At 44.2% G+C, this 19,351-nt stretch carries 18 protein-coding genes and 1 tRNA gene; 11 read left to right on the top strand and 8 right to left on the bottom strand.

The window, feature by feature from the left end:
* Positions 1-326: 326 nt before the first annotated feature.
* From AB4185_RS12955 to AB4185_RS12945, 3 genes are all read right to left on the bottom strand, one after another.
* Positions 327-1,580: an HD-GYP domain-containing protein gene (locus tag AB4185_RS12955; protein ID WP_137001849.1), complete on the bottom strand. Its 1,254-nt coding sequence runs from the start codon at positions 1,578-1,580 to the stop codon at positions 327-329.
* A gap of 83 nt (positions 1,581-1,663) precedes the next feature.
* Positions 1,664-2,071, bottom strand: coding sequence for a VOC family protein (locus AB4185_RS12950; RefSeq protein WP_048605864.1), 408 nt, complete (start codon positions 2,069-2,071; stop codon positions 1,664-1,666).
* A 356-nt stretch (positions 2,072-2,427) separates the two neighbouring features.
* Positions 2,428-2,512: transfer RNA gene (locus AB4185_RS12945), tRNA-Leu, on the bottom strand.
* Positions 2,513-2,706: 194 nt separating this feature from the next.
* Between AB4185_RS12945 and AB4185_RS12940 the strand changes: the two genes are divergently transcribed.
* Complete coding sequence (locus AB4185_RS12940; RefSeq protein WP_372135521.1) at positions 2,707-3,183, top strand: RDD family protein; 477 nt, start codon at positions 2,707-2,709, stop codon at positions 3,181-3,183.
* A gap of 64 nt (positions 3,184-3,247) precedes the next feature.
* Here the strand turns inward: AB4185_RS12940 and lptG are convergent, their stop codons facing one another.
* Complete coding sequence (lptG, locus tag AB4185_RS12935; RefSeq protein ID WP_017058938.1) at positions 3,248-4,318, bottom strand: LPS export ABC transporter permease LptG; 1,071 nt, start codon at positions 4,316-4,318, stop codon at positions 3,248-3,250.
* 3 nt (positions 4,319-4,321) lie between these two features.
* On the bottom strand, positions 4,322-5,422 hold the full coding sequence (gene lptF, locus AB4185_RS12930; protein ID WP_017058937.1) for an LPS export ABC transporter permease LptF: 1,101 nt from the start codon (positions 5,420-5,422) through the stop codon (positions 4,322-4,324).
* Positions 5,423-5,614: 192 nt separating this feature from the next.
* On the opposite strand from lptF, the gene pepA reads away from it, so the two are divergent.
* From pepA to AB4185_RS12905, 5 genes are all read left to right on the top strand, one after another.
* Entirely contained in the window at positions 5,615-7,135 is a 1,521-nt protein-coding gene (gene pepA / locus AB4185_RS12925) for a leucyl aminopeptidase (RefSeq protein ID WP_017058936.1), read from the top strand.
* 99 nt (positions 7,136-7,234) lie between these two features.
* Positions 7,235-7,684 (top strand): DNA polymerase III subunit chi, encoded by a 450-nt coding sequence (locus AB4185_RS12920; protein WP_017066664.1) that lies wholly within the window; start codon positions 7,235-7,237, stop codon positions 7,682-7,684.
* Between the two features lie 102 nt (positions 7,685-7,786).
* The gene (locus tag AB4185_RS12915) at positions 7,787-10,660 is read left to right on the top strand and encodes a valine--tRNA ligase (RefSeq protein WP_372135520.1); all 2,874 of its coding nucleotides are present in this window, start codon (positions 7,787-7,789) and stop codon (positions 10,658-10,660) included.
* Between the two features lie 228 nt (positions 10,661-10,888).
* Positions 10,889-11,293: a DUF2061 domain-containing protein gene (locus AB4185_RS12910; RefSeq protein ID WP_017058933.1), complete on the top strand. Its 405-nt coding sequence runs from the start codon at positions 10,889-10,891 to the stop codon at positions 11,291-11,293.
* A gap of 47 nt (positions 11,294-11,340) precedes the next feature.
* Positions 11,341-11,835, top strand: a complete 495-nt coding sequence (locus AB4185_RS12905; RefSeq protein WP_017066666.1) for a GNAT family N-acetyltransferase — start codon at positions 11,341-11,343, stop codon at positions 11,833-11,835.
* A gap of 49 nt (positions 11,836-11,884) precedes the next feature.
* On the opposite strand, the gene AB4185_RS12900 is transcribed toward AB4185_RS12905, so the two are convergent.
* Positions 11,885-12,679 carry a glycosyl hydrolase 2 galactose-binding domain-containing protein gene (locus AB4185_RS12900; protein ID WP_372135519.1) on the bottom strand — a complete coding sequence of 265 codons (795 nt, stop codon included), beginning with the start codon at positions 12,677-12,679 and terminating at the stop codon, positions 11,885-11,887.
* A 124-nt stretch (positions 12,680-12,803) separates the two neighbouring features.
* Complete coding sequence (rraB, locus tag AB4185_RS12895) at positions 12,804-13,220, bottom strand: ribonuclease E inhibitor RraB (protein WP_017058930.1); 417 nt, start codon at positions 13,218-13,220, stop codon at positions 12,804-12,806.
* A 576-nt stretch (positions 13,221-13,796) separates the two neighbouring features.
* Here rraB and arcA point away from each other — a divergent pair.
* The 5 genes from arcA (at position 13,797) to AB4185_RS12870 (ending at position 18,396) form a co-directional block, all read left to right on the top strand.
* Complete coding sequence (arcA, locus tag AB4185_RS12890) at positions 13,797-15,017, top strand: arginine deiminase (RefSeq protein WP_017063739.1); 1,221 nt, start codon at positions 13,797-13,799, stop codon at positions 15,015-15,017.
* A gap of 157 nt (positions 15,018-15,174) precedes the next feature.
* On the top strand, positions 15,175-16,179 hold the full coding sequence (locus tag AB4185_RS12885) for an ornithine carbamoyltransferase (RefSeq protein WP_017066667.1): 1,005 nt from the start codon (positions 15,175-15,177) through the stop codon (positions 16,177-16,179).
* A gap of 287 nt (positions 16,180-16,466) precedes the next feature.
* Positions 16,467-17,396 carry an aspartate carbamoyltransferase gene (gene pyrB / locus AB4185_RS12880; RefSeq protein ID WP_012604860.1) on the top strand — a complete coding sequence of 310 codons (930 nt, stop codon included), beginning with the start codon at positions 16,467-16,469 and terminating at the stop codon, positions 17,394-17,396.
* A gap of 12 nt (positions 17,397-17,408) precedes the next feature.
* The gene (pyrI, locus tag AB4185_RS12875) at positions 17,409-17,870 is read left to right on the top strand and encodes an aspartate carbamoyltransferase regulatory subunit (protein ID WP_017058927.1); all 462 of its coding nucleotides are present in this window, start codon (positions 17,409-17,411) and stop codon (positions 17,868-17,870) included.
* Positions 17,871-18,006: 136 nt separating this feature from the next.
* Complete coding sequence (locus tag AB4185_RS12870) at positions 18,007-18,396, top strand: RidA family protein (RefSeq protein ID WP_004735319.1); 390 nt, start codon at positions 18,007-18,009, stop codon at positions 18,394-18,396.
* Positions 18,397-18,520: 124 nt separating this feature from the next.
* On the opposite strand, the gene AB4185_RS12865 is transcribed toward AB4185_RS12870, so the two are convergent.
* Positions 18,521-19,246 carry a 1-acylglycerol-3-phosphate O-acyltransferase gene (locus AB4185_RS12865; protein WP_017058926.1) on the bottom strand — a complete coding sequence of 242 codons (726 nt, stop codon included), beginning with the start codon at positions 19,244-19,246 and terminating at the stop codon, positions 18,521-18,523.
* Between the last annotated feature and the right edge of the window lie 105 nt (positions 19,247-19,351).

Genomic DNA, 19,351 nt, shown 5'->3' with positions numbered 1-19,351 from the left:
GTGACTTACATCACTTCGGAGGAGGCGGCCATTCTAGCGATTTAATTCTCAGTGTCAAACACTTATTTGGAATTAATTCCTACTTTCTAAAAGTAGAAGCGAATCATCGCTTAAAGCTAGTTGCCTTACTAACATTCTGCGCTGAAGCCTTGTGGCGTCTGCCGTGTCAGTGAGGCGGCATTATAGAGATGCCGCTCATATTGGCAAGCAATAAATGCGTTTTTTATTGAAAAAAGAGGTTAAGCGAAGATATTTCAACCAAGGGCTTATTTATACCACTTTCACCCCAAGTTTCGAACAAATTACCCACAACGACCTGTGGATAACTACTCTCCACTATCAAAAAAGTAAGATAAACGAGCCCTAGGGTTTAGATACTCTCGAACTTGTTCAGGTAATTTGCTTGGATGAACGGCATTAACGATTTTGATCTCTTTAATAAAGAGATCAATGATCGGAGCTTGGGTTCTTGGCACGCTAGGATCATAGATAAGTACATTTGGATAAAGCATATGTTTAGCGTTAACGGATATCACAATCCCAATCGAATCATTTGAAAGTTGTACTACGGTTCCTGGTGGGTAGACTCCCATGAACTTAACCAACAGCCCCAAGTTATCTTGGCTATATAGATGCTTGCAGCTCTTATATAGATGGGACAGTGCCAAATACGGGATCATTTGTTGAGATTGCGTTTTACCATGGCAAAGGTTATCAAATGCATTAGCCACAGCGACTATCTTGGCAAACTCATCAATCTCATGTTCTTTTAAGCCCTCGGGGTAACCAGAACCATCATTCATCTCATGATGTTGAACGATTACCTTTTTAGCACTTTCAGGAAAATCATCAATTGCCGAGACAATATCCGCGCCGTATTTAGTATGAAGCTTCAGGTAGTTCTCTTCTGGCACCGTTAGTGCACTCTGCTTTCTTAATATCGCAGCTGGTATTTTGATCTTGCCTATATCATGGAACATTGCCGCGAAAGAGAGAGCTTTCAATTGCTGCGTATCGTAGCCTTTAGCTTTACCTATCATCAGTGCAACAACCGAAACGTTCAGTGTATGAAAGTAGAGGTCTTCGAAATCCGCTTTAGCATTCATAAGATGCAAGGTGACGTTATCATCGCTCACTAGGGTCTCAACGATATCATCAACAAGAGCCTTAACCTCCCCCACCGCATCTAAAGGTCTGTTACGGATCTTGGTCATCACAGATCGCATTCGAGCAAGCGAGCGTTCAAACTCTTTCTCGCAATGGCTTACCCTACGGCGGTAAGAGCTAAGGGTTTCGATACGCTCATGCTTTTCTTTCCACATTCTTTCCGTTTCAAGACTTACCTGTGAATCAATATCGACTTCTTGTTCACCTACGTGATTAACAGGTAAAGGTGAGGTATCACTTTGACTCAGGTTTATATAGACGTGCTTAATCCCAAGATGTCGAATTACTTTTACTTGAGCGTCATCTTTGATTTTAAAGCTGTTGAATAAAAATGGGTGTTCATTCCATTTTACGGGGAGTCGTATATGCAGACCGGGCTGAATGCGATCTACGGTTATCTTTATGCTGCCCATTTTTATATATAATATTGATCAATAATCTCTATCTATAATTCTAATAAAACCAAGCAGCAATTTCACTATCCAATTTCACAGGCTCAACTTAAAGAGTCGCAGTGCACCATCCAGCGTATACCGAATTTATCTTCTACTTTGCCAAATCGAGCCCCCCAAAACGTATCTGCGAGTGGAGTCATTATCCGCCCTCCCTTCTTAAGCTTTTCAAAGATCTGCTCTTGAGTCGCGGTATCTTCAGTCACAAGAGAGAGAGCAAGATTGTTGCCTTCGAGTTCTTTTGCCTTAACACCATCAGACATCATCAGCTTCATACCAAACGCTTCGAACTCAGCATGCATAACCCAATCAGGTTGAGCTCCCTCTATTACCTGTGGTGCATCACTAAAAAGTTGCTTAGATAAAACCACACCACCAAAGCACTTGTGATAGAAATCCAACGCTTCACTACAACGACCATCAAAAAATAAGTAAGGGGTTACTGTCAGCATATTTCTCTCCTCTGTTAGTCCTTTAAACATAGACAATAGAAGAGAGAATGACAGGTAACATCATGATTTAAGATAATTAATTCATTATCAGATCGAATACCGAAGGGAAATTATGGGATTTAGGAATGAAACATCAAGATCTGTCTGATTGAAGCGCAACTGCAGCGACACGCTGGATTTCAAATTTACCTAAACCTAAAACGACGAAAGGTCGCTATAAAAGCGACCTTTCTATGTTTGGTACCGGTAGGCGGACTGATTGGACAGGCATTCCTGCCGCCACCGCGAAGGCAACGCTTCCTATATCCCAGATACAACAAAGCCCCGACTTTCGTCGAGGCTTTATCATTTAAATATGGTACCGGTAGGCGGACTTGAACCGCCACGCCCGAAGGCAACGGATTTTGAATCCGTCGTGTATACCAATTTCACCATACCGGCATTATCTTGGGGCATTGCCCTTTCGATGTTTGGCATTATACGTATGCGAACTGATGTGGCAAGTATAAAAACTTGAATTCATGTGTGTTTGCCGATAATTTCGCCACTAAGTCATAAGCTGTGCGTCATGTCTCTTTTCAGGCTAAGCCTTAAACTATATTCTGACGCCTCAATTTTTAAAGAAGTAATAACACATGACATCAACAAACACTCTGCCACCAGCAGGAGTCATGCGCCGATTTGGTGCCTTGTTCTACGACGCTCTGATCGTAATCGCTATTGAAATGTTGGCGGCTGGCGTCATTGTCGCTCTACTGCACGCGCTCATGGCTCTCGGCATTTTTAACCACAGCGGTTATGCCGATGTTAGTGACTTCTTAACCAACCATCCGATTTGGAGCCCTGCATATACCTTTTACTTAGTCGCCGTTTGGGTATATTTCTTCGTGTTCTTCTGGACTAGAGCTGGTCAAACTCTCGGCATGAGAGCTTGGAAGCTGCGCGTTCAAAACAAAGATGGCTCAGCGCTCACAGTAACTCAGGCGCTGATTCGTTTAGGTACTTCAGGTTTTGGACTGGCAAACCTATGTGTTCCATTCGATCCAAAAAAGCGTGGCTTTCACGATATCTGGGCAAAGACCGAAGTCGTTGTGTTACCACAAGCACGATAATGTGATTTAAGTTAGCTCCAATCAAGATCAAAAAAGGAAGGCGTTATGCCTTCCTTTTTACTATTTACAGTTTCCGCCTCAAGAGCATGATGGCAATTCCAAGGAACACCACGCTCGGGGCTATTGCGCCAAAGGCGGGTGGTATTTGATAAACCAAACTCACTGGGCCAAAGAACTCACTGGATATATAGAAGGTAAAGCCAGCAATAACACCTGACAAAATCCTCGCACCCATGGTCACACTACGCAAAGGACCAAAGATAAACGACAGTGCCATCAACATCATAACCGCGATCGAAATTGGCTGGGTTATCTTTCTCCACAGCGCCAATTCATAGCGTGATGCATCTTGCTCTGACGCCTTCAGATAAGAAACATAATCATACAACCCACTTAACGATAGCTCTTCTGGTTTAACCGTTACTATCGCCAACTTATCTGGAGCTAATGACGTTTCCCAAGAGTAAGTCGGTAAACTTTCTTTAGTAATTTGAAGTTCGTTTTCAAAAGACGTGATCTCTACATCCTTCATCGTCCACACGTTGTCTCCAACGTAATCAACTTCGTCAGAATAAATAGCGGTTTTAAGTGCCTTGTTTTCATCAAAGCGCCACATGTTCATTCCATATAGCTTCTGGTCATCGATTTTGACAATGAAGATGAAGTCATTGGCATCACGAGCCCAGACACCACTTTGCGTCGAAATAATATTACCACCAGCAATCGAGATAGTTCTTAAATCACGAGCCATTTTCTGCGCTTGCGGTGCTCCCCATTGACCAAGCAATGTCACCACGATCATCAGTGGAATAGCTGTTTTAAGTACTGATAGGCCGATATCTAACTTAGAGAAACCAGCTGCCTGCATAACGACAAGCTCAGAACTTGCAGCAAGCATACCAAGCCCTATCAATGCGCCAAGCAATGCAGCCATTGGAAAGAACATTTCGATATCACGAGGGATACTCAATAAAACGAAATACAGCGCTTGTAATAGATCGTATGTACCACGGCCAACTTTTCTTAGCTGTTCTACATATTTGATGATCCCAGAGAGACCAACAAACGTCACCAATACCAGTGACGTCGTTGCGATGATGGTTCTGCCTATATATAAATCGAGAATCTTAAACACGGCTTAAGCCAACCTCTTATTCTTGAATTTTTCTTTCAAACGCCTTACTGGCACGCTATCCATAAAGTTGGCACCAATCGCGACAAATAACAATAACGCATTGATTGGCCACATGCCGATTACCGCAGGAATGCTCCCCTCTTCGATTGAAGACTTGGTTGCACTGATTGCTAAGAAATAGGTGAGATAAATCAGTATTGCTGGGCCGATTTTCGCAAAACGACCTTGTCGAGGGTTTACCGCAGACAGTGGCACGACAAGCATGGTCAACAATGGAATACAAAGTACCAAAGAAATACGCCACTGCAACTCTGCTTTCGCACTATTATTTGAGTTACCAATCAGTTCAAGCGTAGGGATCGCTTCCCAGTCTCGACCTTTCTTCTCAACTTCACGCTGACCAATCAGGCCTTCGTATTCTTCAAAGTGCGTCACCCTGTAGTCGAGGCGAGTCGGAATGCCTTCATGACGAGTACCATCGTACATTACGATCACTTGGCGACCATCACTGAGCTCTTTTACATCACCTGACTTCGAGAACATCACACTTGGCAGTACAGAATCACGCGGACGCATTTGAGCTACGAACACGTTTTCTAACTTATTACCGTCGATATCATCAATAAACACGACAGAAGAGCCATCCGGCGTACCTTCAAACTTACCTTTTGGTAGCAAATCAACGCTGTTCTCTGCAGCTACTTCTTCATACATTTGTTCAACTTTGTCTTGTGACCAAGGAGATAACCAAAATGAGTTAAAGGCTGCAACAGATGCCGTAATTAAAGCGAGGTAAAGCGCAGATTGGATCAGGAATTTATTACCGATACCGGTGGCGTTCATGACCACTATTTCACTTTCAGCGTAAAGGCGGCCAAAAGTAAGCAAAATACCAATATAGATACTGAGTGGAAGCATCAATAGGCCCATCGCTGGCATATTTAAGCCAACAATCGACAATATAAGACTCGCAGGGATATCACCATCAGAGGCATCCGCTAAAACACTGATGAATTTTTGGCTGAGAAACACGAGAAAGAGAACAAAAAAGATCGCAAATTGGCTCTTGATTGTCTCGCGGATCAAATATCTAACAATAATCACGCTCAAATTACCTATACAAAACTTGTTTTTTTGATTGAATCACTATAATTTCCCGTTGAACCTTTTATTTTTTTAAATTTTTAGCTAAGTGTTAGCGTTCTTCTTTAAGGTTAGTTCCATTATAGGATCCAACAAGTAAGAACCCATTATCTAACATTTAGTTCGATTTGTCTTCAGGATGTAGGAGTACGCATGGAGTTCAGTGTAAAAAGTGGCAGCCCAGAGAAACAGCGCAGCGCATGTATCGTTGTCGGTGTATTCGAACCGCGCCGCCTTTCTCCAGTCGCCGAGCAATTAGATAAGATTAGCGATGGCTACATTAGTTCACTGCTTCGTCGCGGTGATCTAGAGGGTAAACCTGGCCAGATGCTACTACTGCATCAAGTACCTGGTGTACTTTCAGAACGTGTTCTACTGGTAGGCTGTGGTAAAGAACGTGAGCTAGGCGAGCGTCAATACAAAGAAATTATCCAAAAAACCATCAGTACACTAAACGAAACAGGTTCTATGGAAGCTGTATGTTTCCTTACAGAACTTCACGTTAAAGGTCGCGACACTTATTGGAAAGTTCGCCAAGCGGTAGAAGCGACTAAAGATGGTCTTTACACATTTGACCAATTCAAGAGCAACAAGCCAGAGACTCGTCGCCCACTACGTAAATTGGTATTCAATGTACCAACACGTCGCGAATTGAGCCTGGGTGAGAAAGCAATCTCTCACGGCCTTGCTATTGCTTCAGGTGTAAAAGCGTCTAAAGATCTAGGCAACATGCCACCAAACATCGCAAACCCTGCTTACCTTGCTTCTCAAGCTCGTCGTTTAGCCGACGATTACGAGACAGTGAAGACTAAGATCATTGGCGAAGAAGAGATGGAAAAACTGGGTATGACATCATACCTAGCAGTTGGCCGTGGCTCTAAAAATGAATCGATGATGTCTATCATGGAATACAAAGGCGCTCCGGATCCAGATGCGAAGCCGATTGTATTAGTAGGTAAAGGTCTGACTTTCGATTCAGGCGGTATCTCGCTTAAGCCTGGTGAAGGCATGGATGAGATGAAGTACGACATGTGTGGTGCGGCGTCTGTATTCGGTACAATGAAAGCACTGGCTAAGCTGAACCTGCCTATTAACGTGGTTGGTATCCTAGCCGGTTGTGAAAACATGCCGGGCAGCAATGCTTACCGTCCAGGTGATATCCTAACGACAATGTCAGGCCAAACGGTTGAAGTACTCAACACTGATGCTGAAGGTCGCTTGGTTCTATGTGATGCTCTAACTTACGTTGAGCGTTTTGAACCTGACTGTGTTGTCGATGTTGCTACGCTAACTGGCGCATGTGTTATCGCTCTAGGTCACCACATCAGTGGCGTTCTATCGAACCACAACCCACTTTCTCACGAACTTGTTAATGCTTCAGAGCAAGCAAGTGACCGTGCATGGCGTCTACCAATGGCAGACGAGTACCATGAGCAGCTAAACAGCCCATTCGCTGATATGGCGAACATCGGTGGCCGTCCTGGCGGCACAATCACTGCTGGTTGTTTCCTGTCTAAATTCACTAAGAAGTACCACTGGGCACACATCGACAGTGCTGGTACAGCTTGGAAGTCAGGCGCAGCGAAAGGCTCGACAGGTCGTCCTGTCTCAATGCTAGTCCAATTCTTATTGAACCGCAGCGGCCAAGAGACTGAAGAGCAATCTTCAAAATAATAAAAAGGGCCTACGGGCCCTTTTTTAATAAGCGCTATTTGTTAGACCCTGTTAACCAAGTAACATTGATATCCACGATTTTCAGTTCGAGTATTAAGTATGCAGACTGCTACATTTTACATTGTGCCTTCAGACAGCCCGCAAGCCAGCGAAGATGGTTTTGCTCACTATGTGCTGTTTCTTGCTCAGCACTTTGCAAAACAAGGCGCTAAACTTTATCTCAACTGTAATGACAAAGAGCATGCCGAGCGTATTGCTGAAGTTTTCTGGCAAGTCGAACCCTGTGATTTTATTGCGCACAACTTGGTTGGCGAAGGCCCGAAGTATTCAACCAACATCGAAATTGGCTATCAAGGCGTAAAACATAATTGGAATCGTCAGCTAGTAATTAATCTGGCCGATAATCATACAACCTTTGCGAACGCCTTTGCTCAGGTGATAGACTTCGTCCCTTGCGAAGAAAAAGCTAAGCAACTCGCTCGAGAAAGGTATAAAATTTACCGTCAAGCTAGATATCAGCTACAAACTATCGAGATTCAACATCCATAGTCAAACCTCATAGTTAAAGCTATCTTTGGATTTAGATTCAAGAAGCTTCACTTATGAAGTTTGACCACGATTAACCATTCACAGTATCCGTTTAAGAGCACTATGGAAAAGACATACAACCCAACATCAATCGAACAAGCTCTGTATAAGACTTGGGAAGAGAAAGGCTACTTTAAGCCACACGGTGACACATCAAAAGAAGCTTACAGCATCATGATCCCGCCACCGAACGTCACTGGCAGCCTACACATGGGTCACGCGTTCCAAGATACGATCATGGATACGCTTATCCGTGCTCAACGTATGAAAGGCAAAAACACGCTTTGGCAAGTGGGTACTGACCACGCTGGTATCGCAACTCAAATGGTTGTTGAGCGTAAGATTGCTGCTGAAGAAGGCAAAACAAAACACGACTACGGCCGTGAAGCTTTCATCGACAAGATCTGGGAATGGAAAGGCGAATCAGGTGGCACGATCACTCAACAACTTCGTCGTCTTGGTGCATCTGTAGATTGGGATCGTGAGCGATTCACTATGGATGACGGCCTATCAGCTGCGACTCAAGAAGTGTTTGTTCGTCTTTACGAAGAAGACCTAATCTACCGTGGTAAGCGTCTAGTAAACTGGGATCCTAAACTGCACACTGCGATCTCGGATCTTGAAGTTGAAAACAAAGACAAAAAAGGTTTCATGTGGCACTTCCGCTACCCGCTAGCGAACGGTGTTAAAACGGCTGATGGTAAAGACTACATCGTTGTTGCGACTACGCGTCCAGAAACCATGCTTGGCGATACTGGTGTTGCTGTTAACCCAGAAGATCCTCGTTACAAAGATCTTATCGGCAAAGAAATCCTACTTCCTGTTGTAAACCGTCTTATCCCTATCGTAGGCGATGAGCACGCAGACATGGAAAAAGGCACGGGTTGTGTGAAGATCACTCCAGCTCATGACTTTAACGATTACGAAGTGGGTAAGCGCAACAACCTACCGATGATCAACATCCTAACGTTCAACGCTGATATCCGTGATGCTGCTGAAGTCTTCACTACGAACGGCGAAGAAAGCGATGTTTACTCAACAGATATCCCTGCTAAGTACCAAGGCATGGAGCGTTTTGCTGCACGTAAAGCTATCGTTGCTGAATTCGATGAGCTTGGTCTTCTTGAAGAGATCAAAGATCACGACCTGACTGTCCCTTACGGCGACCGTGGTGGCGTGGTTATCGAACCAATGCTGACTGACCAATGGTACGTGCGCACAGCACCTCTTGCAGAACCTGCAGTTAAAGCGGTTGAAGATGGTCAAATCCAATTCGTACCTAAGCAGTACGAAAACATGTACTTCGCGTGGATGCGTGACGTGCAAGACTGGTGTATCTCTCGTCAACTTTGGTGGGGCCACCGTATCCCAGCATGGTACGACAACGATGGTAAAGTTTACGTAGGTCGCACTGAAGAAGAAGTTCGTGAAAAGAACAACCTAGCGCCTGTTGTTGTGCTTAAGCAAGACGACGACGTACTGGATACTTGGTTCTCTTCTGCACTTTGGACGTTCGGCACACAAGGCTGGCCTGAAGATACTGAAGCACTGAAAACATTCCACCCATCTGAAGTACTAGTATCTGGTTTTGATATTATCTTCTTCTGGGTTGCTCGTATGATCATGATGACCATGCACTTCGTGAAAGACGAAGATGGCAAGGCTCAAGTACCTTTCAAAACTGTTTACATGACAGGTCTTATCCGTGATGAAAACGGCGATAAGATGTCTAAGTCGAAAGGTAACGTACTTGACCCAATCGACATGATTGACGGCATCGGCCTTGAAGAGCTAGTAGAGAAGCGTTGTGGCAACATGATGCAACCTAAACTGGCTGCTAAGATCGAAAAGAACACACGTAAAACATTCGAAAACGGTATCGAACCCTACGGTACTGACGCACTGCGTTTCACTCTTGCTGCTATGGCTTCAACTGGCCGTGACATCAACTGGGACATGAAGCGTCTTGAAGGTTACCGTAACTTCTGTAACAAGCTATGGAACGCAAGCCGTTACGTACTGATGAACACAGAAGAGCACGACTGTGGCATGTCACTGTCTGTAGAAGACCGTGCAAACATGGAATTCTCTCTAGCCGATAAGTGGATTGAGTCTCAGTTTGAAGTTGCAGCGAAAGAGTTTAATGCTCACCTAGACAACTACCGTCTAGACATGGCAGCAAACACGCTTTACGAATTCATCTGGAACCAATTCTGTGACTGGTATTTAGAGCTAACTAAACCTGTTCTTTGGAAAGGTACTGAAGCTCAACAACAAGCGACTCGTTACACGCTTATCACGGTTCTTGAGAAGACTCTGCGTCTTGCTCACCCTGTTCTTCCTTACATCACTGAATCTATCTGGCAGAGCGTTAAGCCGCTAGTAGACGGCGTTGAAGGCGAGACAATCATGACTCAAGCGCTTCCTCAGTTTAATGAAGCTAACTTCAATGCTGAGATCGTTGACGACATCGAATGGGTTAAGACTTTCATCACTGCTATCCGTAACCTACGTGCGGAATACGACATTGCACCAAGCCAAGGCTTAGAAGTAATGATCAAGGTTGCTGATGAGAAAGATGCCGCTCGTATCGAAGCGAACAAGATCGTTCTTACTTCTCTAGCTAAGCTAGACGATATTAAAGTTCTAGCTGATGGTGAAGAGACTCCTGCTTGTGCAACTAAACTGGTTGGCAAATCTGAGTTGATGATCCCAATGGCGGGTCTTATCGACAAAGATGCAGAGCTTGCTCGTCTAGATAAAGAAGTCGCTAAGACTCACGGCGAGATTAAACGTATCGAAGGTAAGCTAGGTAACGAAGGTTTCGTTGCTAAAGCACCAGAAGCAGTTATCGCGAAAGAGCGTGAAAAGCTTGAAGGCTACAAGGAAACTCTTGTTAAGCTTGAAGAGCAAAAAGCGACAATCGCTGCGCTTTAAAACCGAGTGAACGAGAAGGCTTCAAACTTCTCTGTCTAAATAGAAAGGTTGGTCTTGGTGACCAGCCTTTTTTTATGTCCCTGATTCCAATATTCCAATGCTTCTCACTCTAGCCGCACTGATTGATAGGTTTCATCTATCAAATTAATCTCTACTTCCCATTATACTTAATGATAATAATTCTCAATAATAGACCTATCAAAACAACACAACGACTGAGTAATTATCATGAAAAAGACACTAACCTTTGCTGCATTACATTTTACTATCGCATTTAGTGTCGCTTATGTACTAACAGGCGACATCTTAATTGGTAGCTTAATCGCTATGATTGAGCCCTCTGTGAATACTGTTGCCTTCTATTTTCATGAAAAGGCGTGGGCTCAAGTTCCAGCTCTTAAAGCTCGCCAGTGGATGACCAAATTAAAAACAGCAAGCTTTGCTACCATCCACTTTAGTGTTGCCTTTACCGTTGTCTACTTGTTGACTGGAGATGCTTTCATAGGCGGCGTGATGGCTTTGCTAGAGCCAACTTTAAATACCGTTGCTTACTACTTCCACGAGAAAGTCTGGTTACGTAAATCAGGCGACCAAATGGCACAACAACAATTCTGTTTGCACCAACATGCTTAGTCACCATATATTGGGTCACATATTAGTGACCCTTTCATAGGCAGATCATGGAACAAATTGCTGAGTTCACCCTTAGACCCATTACACCGCAAGACAACCCAAGCATCGCACAAATCATTCGCCAAGTTTCGGCTGAGCATGGACTCACAGAAGATAAAGGTTATGGCGTAGCCGACCCAACACTCGATGATATGTACTCTGTCTATAGCCAAGCGAATGCAATGTACTGGGTTATCGAACACAACGGAAAGATCGTCGGAGGCGGTGGCTTTGCCCCTCTAGCAGGTAAACCCAATGTGTGTGAGCTACAAAAGATGTACTTCTTACCGCAAACTCGAGGGCATGGCCTAGCCAAGCGAATTGTCGCTTTGAGCTTAAAGCAAGCCAAGCAACTTGGGTATCAACACATGTATTTAGAAACGACGAAGTGCTTGGGTGCTGCGGTCAAACTCTATGAGAAGCTTGGGTTTGAGCATCTTGAGTCAGCTTGGGGAGAAACAGGCCACGACGCTTGTGAGGTTGTCATGGCCAAGTCGTTATAAGCAGAATGCGCCGCTATAGCGAAAGAAGATAACGCTAAAATATACGGAGTTAACGTAGAAAGTTACTGACGCAAGAAGTTGGGTTCAAGGCAACAAAAGAACTCTCTCCTTGCCCATCAAGTACCACTTCTAATGGGTATAGATACTTGGGGTTAGGATTCTCAATATCAAAAATGATAGGAGCTTCGACCTGGAACACGACGCCAGTATGTTCAGCGCGTACATCAATCGGCATCACGAGAGTCATACCATTAAACTTGATGGATGCCGATACTAACCCCGCCTTTAGCGTTTGATAGATAACATCCACTTTAAACTCACAGCCACCACCGTGGTGCCAGATCTGCTCTGTGACAACTTGCTCTAGCTTGACGTTTCGAACGAACTGCAGGTATGGCGCTTGCCAAATCCCGATGCGTGAATCAGATTTAGCGATAGCCTGTGAAGATACAGAGTCATCCATGTCTTCTTCAAGCAATAGGCTCTCCTCTTCTTCAAGGAAAAGGATCTCGAAACGGTTTCGGCCGGACTGCATATAAGGACGGATATCTTTACGGTATTCAGCTTGGCTACCATCACAATCAAAAACAGCCACACCATTAAGTCGAACTTCAGCAAAATAATCGACTCCAGCCATCACTAACTCAACAAATGGACACGCTAACATAGCGTCATCCACTTCGATGTCGTGCATCAGGTGCCACTCTTGCTCTGCAATTTGACTTTCACTCAAGCTATCAGGGAGCTTTGAGCTTAACGGAGCCGGAAAGGTGATGTCATCTTGTGGGATAGAGAGATCCGTCAGTGGCGAAATTTGCCAAAGACCATCGAGAAGCAACCGCATATCATTCCTTGAGCTAGATCAATTTTGACGCATTATAATGAATGAATGCATATAAAGACATTTATTTTTCTGAGGGTAAAAAAATGCCAGCTCGAGGCTGGCATTTTTTAAAATTGGGAAAGAATTACTCTTCGCCTTCATCATCTTCGTCTGGGTAGATAGCATCTTCACCTTCGTAGTAAGTGCCCCAGCCGTCGTAGATAATGTCAAACTTCTCTGCAAGGTTTACAAGCTTCTCAACTTGCTCATCAATCGCTTCTGCATTCAGAGTGCATTGCATCGTTGCATCACAACAAAGTAGCTTATTGCCATCTTCGTCTTCTGTCTCTTCAGCTTCAAGCACTTCAAAGCCCATTTTGAATGCTTCAACAACCGCTTTCTCAAGCACATCGAAATCTTCAGCAAATAGGTGATGCTCGATATCGTATAGAGCTTCAGGATCGCTACCATCTTCAATTAATGCTGTAATGATGTCGCGAGTCTCTTCCTTTTGAAATTCAATTAATTCCGCTACTGATAGATATTCATCTTCGTGAGACATGTGTCTGCTCCAGAGTGTTGACTATGAAAAGATCAAATTTGATTGCCACGAAATATGGCACGGTTCGTCCAGAAAAGCCACCCAGATCAGGCCTAGAAAGGTAAGTTTATCGCGAGATCGCAGCGCCAATATCAATTCAAAAGTGAAATCAAAATCACAGAAACAAATTTTCAACATTTTATTAACTACGCCGTATTTTAGCATTTCGTTTTTGTGGCCACTTTAGGGCTTATTGAATAAAACTTGCGTGATTAGTCACGTTAGGTGCATACGCTAAACCGCTTTTGGGGTGCATAAATCCTCAGCTTGTTATCAAAAAGTGCATAATAGTGAATAAAAAATCACGATTAATAAGCAAAATTCAATTTTAACAAGCCACGAATTGAGCATAGATCCTCAAAAACGTTGTTCCGTTCGATAGCCAGTTAGTTGGAATTTAATCTGTATAAACTTAAAAATCACAGGTTTTATGACCAATTATTACCCAAATACCTTGTATTAACTCAATCTACAAAACTTGCATATTACGGACAAGCTTGTCATAAATAGACGCTGGATTAATAGTAAGGATGCAAAATGAGTAAGCTGTACGTTGGCTCCGAAGTCGGTCAATTGAGACGAGTTCTCCTAAATAGACCTGAAAGAGCACTCACCCACCTCACCCCTTCAAACTGTCATGAGCTTCTATTTGATGATGTACTTGCCGTTGAAGCCGCTGGTGAAGAACATGATGCCTTTGCAGAAACGCTGCGCAGCCAAGACGTAGAAGTACTACTGCTGCATGACCTGCTAGTAGAAACGCTTGCCGTATCTCAGGCTCGTGAGTGGTTGCTGAATACTCAAATCTCAGATTTCCGTTATGGGCCGACTTTCGCCCGTGACTTAAGAAACTACCTTGCTCAAATGGATAATGAGCATCTAGCAACGATCTTACTCGGTGGCTTGGCCTACTCTGAGCTTCCTATCAAATCATCATCGATGCTGCCTAAAATGCATCGACCACTCGATTTCGTTATCGAGCCACTGCCTAACCACCTATTTACGCGAGATACTTCTTGCTGGGTTTACGGTGGTGTATCGCTTAACCCAATGATGAAGCCTGCACGTCAACGTGAAACGAACCACCTGCGTGCTATCTACCGCTGGCACCCAGTGTTCGCAGGCCAAGATTTCATTAAGTACTTTGGTGACGAAGACCTTCACTACGACAACGCTAACATTGAAGGCGGTGACGTACTGGTTATCGGTAAAGGTGCGGTACTGGTTGGTATTTCAGAGCGTACGAAACCACAAGGTGTCGAAAACCTAGCGGCTAGCCTATTTAGATCAGGCCAAGCGAGCGAAGTGATTGCGATCGATCTACCAAAACACCGCTCTTGTATGCACCTTGATACGGTGATGACACACATGGATATCGACACGTTCTCTGTCTATCCAGAGATCGTGCGTAAAGACCTAGACACTTGGCGCTTAACGCCAAAAGAAAATGGCGAAATGCGTGTCGAGAAAGCTGAAAACTACCTGTCAGCGATTGAAGGCGCGCTAGGCCTTGATCAACTGAAGATCATCACAACCGGCGGTGATAACTACGAAGCTGAGCGTGAACAGTGGAATGACGCAAACAACGTACTGACAGTGAAACCAGGTACCGTGATTGGTTATGAACGTAATGTTTACACCAATGAGAAATACGACAAAGCAGGTATCGAAGTTCTGACGATTCCGGGCAATGAGCTAGGTCGTGGCCGAGGTGGCGCTCGCTGTATGAGTTGCCCTATCGAAAGAGACGGTATCTAAGTCAAAGAGCTCAGTTAAACAGACTCAATAGTCTTATCTAGGCCAGTATTCATTTACTGGCCTTTTTTATCAAATTGATAAAATAAATATTCACAAATATAGCATTTTTATGTTTAACTAAGTTCTTCATTGATTCTATATACGCAAGGAGCGAGAGATGGCCTTTAATCTTCGCAATCGTAACTTTCTAAAACTTCTCGACTTTACTCCTAAAGAGATTCAGTTTTTACTCGACCTGTCTGCTGACCTAAAAAAAGCTAAGTATGCAGGCACTGAGCAGAAGAAACTCAACGGCAAAAACATTGCTTTGATCTTCGAGAAAGCATCAACTCGAACACGATGTGCGTTTGAAGTGGCCGCCTTTGATCAAGGTGCTCAAGTCTCTTACCTTGGCCCTTCTGGTTCTCAGATTGGTCAAAAAGAATCAATGAAAGATACGGCGCGTGTATTGGGACGCATGTACGATGGCATCGAGTATCGTGGCTTTGGTCAGAGTATCGTTGAAGACTTAGGCGCTTATGCGGGCGTGCCGGTTTGGAATGGCTTAACCGATGAGTTCCACCCTACTCAGATCTTGGCTGATTTCCTCACTATGCTTGAGCATGGCCGCGGGAAGCATCTACACCAAATCAGCTTTGCTTATCTAGGCGATGCACGCAATAACATGGGTAACTCTCTGTTAGTCGGAGCCGCGAAGATGGGCATGGATATTCGCCTTGTCGCGCCAAAAGCCTTTTGGCCAGAAGAGCAGCTTGTTGAAGAGTGCCAAGCTATCGCGCAAAGCACAGGTGCCAACATCACGCTGACAGAAGACGTTGCTGAAGGTGTTCAAGGCTGTGATTTCCTTTATACCGATGTTTGGGTTTCAATGGGCGAGGCCCCTGAAGCTTGGGACGAACGTGTAGCGGTAATGAAACCATACCAAGTGAATATGGATGTCATTAAGCTCACTGGCAATCCTCAAGTGAAATTCATGCACTGCCTACCCGCTTTCCATAACAATGAAACCGTGATCGGCCAGCAAGTCGCAGATAAGTATGGAATGAATGGTTTAGAAGTTACTGATGAAGTCTTTGAATCGGATTACTCAATTGTGTTTGATGAAGCTGAGAATCGCATGCATACCATCAAGGCGGTGATGGTCGCGACGCTTGGTCAATAGACAATAATGAAAGTAAACAAAAGCTTGATGTAATCGCTTGCGCTCACAAATTGAAAGCGTATAATTCTCGGCAATTTGTCTGAGAGTAGTGAAAATGACGCCAAGCAATGTTGTGATAAAACATAATGATATTGTGAAAACACATAGTAATATTGTGAAAACACCAAATATTGCTCGTAAGCTAAGATGCTTACCAGGCCGTCTATTCTGCTTTTCAGCACTTTTTTAAAGCCTCCCATTATGGGGGGCTTTTTTATGGCCAATACATTATTGTGGGGAAGAAGATCATGGCGAATTCGCTCTATCAAAAGCACATCATCTCAATTCCAGAGCTTTCTCGTGAAGAGCTAGAATTAATTGTTCAAACGGCAGGTCAGCTAAAGGCTGAGCCAAACCCAGAACTCATCAAGAACAAAGTTGTTGCCAGCTGCTTCTTCGAACCTTCTACGCGAACTCGTCTCTCTTTTGAAACTGCGATTCAACGCATCGGTGGTGATGTGATTGGTTTCGACAGTGGTGGTAACACTTCTTTGGCAAAGAAAGGCGAAACGCTAGCGGACTCGGTACAGGTTATCTCTTCATACGTTGACGCTTACGTGATGCGTCACCCTCAAGAAGGCGCAGCGCGTCTGGCTTCTGAGTTCTCAAACGGTGTACCTGTTATTAACGCAGGTGACGGCGCAAACCAACACCCAACACAAACGTTACTAGACCTATTCTCTATCGCTGAGACACAAGGCCGCCTCGACAACCTAAACGTTGCATTCGTTGGTGACCTTAAGTACGGCCGTACGGTTCACTCATTGACTCAAGCACTAGCGAAGTTCGACAACATCTGTTTCTACTTCGTGGCTCCAGAAGCTCTAGCGATGCCAGACTACATTTGCGAAGAGCTTGATGAAGCGGGCATCAAGTACCAACTATTGACGGACATGGAAGATGTGATTCCTGAGCTCGATGTCTTGTACATGACTCGAGTTCAAAAAGAGCGCTTCGATGAGTCAGAATACGCGCACATAAAATCCGCATACATCCTGACCGCTTCGATGCTGGAAAATGCACGCGATAACCTGAAGGTTCTGCACCCTCTTCCTCGCGTTGATGAAATTACTGTCGATGTCGATAAAACACCTTACGCTTACTACTTCCAGCAAGCAGAGAATGGTGTTTACGCCCGTGAAGCATTGCTAGCCCTTGTTCTTAACGAAACGCTGTAGAGGAGAGATATAATGTCTAAAGAGACTCAATTAAAAGTTGAAGCAATCAGAAACGGTACTGTTATCGACCATATCCCAGCCAATATCGGGATCAAGGTTCTAAAACTGTTCGACATGCACAATTCTCATCAGCGCGTGACGATTGGCCTGAATCTACCGTCTTCTGCACTAGGCGGAAAAGACCTGCTCAAGATTGAGAATGTGTTTATCACAGAAGAACAGGCGAGCAAGCTGGCACTTTATGCGCCTCACGCAACAGTGAATCAAATCGAAGATTACGAAGTGGTTAAGAAACTACCACTAGAACTTCCTGAGCAAATCAACGATGTGTTCGAGTGTCCAAACACCAACTGTATTACTCACAATGAACCGGTTGAAAGTAGCTTTAAGATCTTTGAAAAGAAAGAAGATATTCGATTGAAGTGTAAGTATTGCGAAAAAGTTTTCTCTCGCGAGATCGTAACAGAAAGATAACGTCATACGGCAAAGCAGACCGAATGTAAAAACTATCAAATACCTCGCCTGTGCGGGGTATTTTGCGCTTTACCTATCCAAAGTTTGAAGGCACACTGAAAATTGATTTTTATCTAATAACTGATGGAATAAACCAATGACTAAAGTACTTCACACAGAATCTGCTCCAGCTGCAATCGGCCCATACGTACAAGGCGTTGACCTTGGCAACATGGTACTGACTTCTGGTCAAATCCCAGTAAATCCAGCAACTGGTGAAGTATCTGCTGATATCGCAGAGCAAGCTCGCCAATCTCTAGACAACGTTCAAGCGGTTGTTGAAGCTTCAGGCCTGACTGTAAAAGACATCGTAAAACTAACGGTATTCGTTAAAGACCTAAACGACTTCGGCACAGTAAACGAGGTTTACGGCAAATTCTTCGATGAGCACGGCGTTGCAAACTACCCTGCACGTTCATGTGTTGAAGTAGCTCGTCTACCAAAAGATGTAGGTATCGAGATCGAAGCTATTGCGGTTCGCAAATAGCTTTTAATCTCTAGATTAAACACCTTCGGATAAACGACTTAGCGTAATGCTGAGTGTTTATTAGATACAAAAAAGGTTGCCCCGTTGGCAACCTTTTTTATTGTTCATCGTTTCGCTTAGATAATTACTTTTTATTAAGCTCAACCACTTCTTTGTCTAACTCTTCAAGTTTCGCAGCCATCTGCTCACGAGCTAGGTTAGCCAGTTCACGAACATTAGACTTGTCGTAGCCTTCAGTGCTGATTGGTGGCAGCATTTCAACAATCACGTGACCATTGTTCCAACGGTTTAGCTTCACGCCACCGGTTGAGCTACACACGATAGGGATGATAGGCAAGCCAGCACCAATCGCAGCATGGAATGCACCTGTTTTGAATGGCAGCAGACCACGGCCACGAGAACGAGTGCCTTCAGGGAACATCCAAACTGAAACATCGCTCTCTTTTAGACTCGTCACGACCTGATCAATCGTACCTACCGCTTTGCTACGGTTAGCACGGTCAATTAGGATGTTACCCGTCAACCAGTAAAGCTGACCAAATAGAGGCATCCACACTAGGCTTTTCTTACCAACAGTTACCACTTTTGGCGTTACCGCTGATGAAATCGTGAATAGATCCCAGCTGTTTTGGTGGTTCGCCACATAAACATGTTGGCCGCGAGAGTAGGCATCTTCTGGGATGCGAAGCTCTAACTTCATGCCGAAGATCTTCGACATGCGGCCGAAATAACGGCCAAAGGTAAATACGTGTTTCGGGTTGCGTGGACTTAATAGGCAGTAACCACAACCAAATACAAACATAAGAATCGCAAATATCGCCACTGCGAAAATACGTAATATTGCTATCATTTTGTTCCTCACCGACCGCCAAGTTGATTCATCTATTCGCGCAAAAATGAGCAATAGATTTACTCGCGGTAAATACAACTATAAAAAAGCCGAAACCAAGGTTCC

Origin of the sequence: Vibrio sp. 10N.286.48.F5, from assembly GCF_041469785.1 — a bacterium.
Lineage (GTDB): Bacteria > Pseudomonadota > Gammaproteobacteria > Enterobacterales > Vibrionaceae > Vibrio > Vibrio crassostreae_C.
This window is presented reverse-complemented; position numbering and strand designations above follow the sequence as displayed.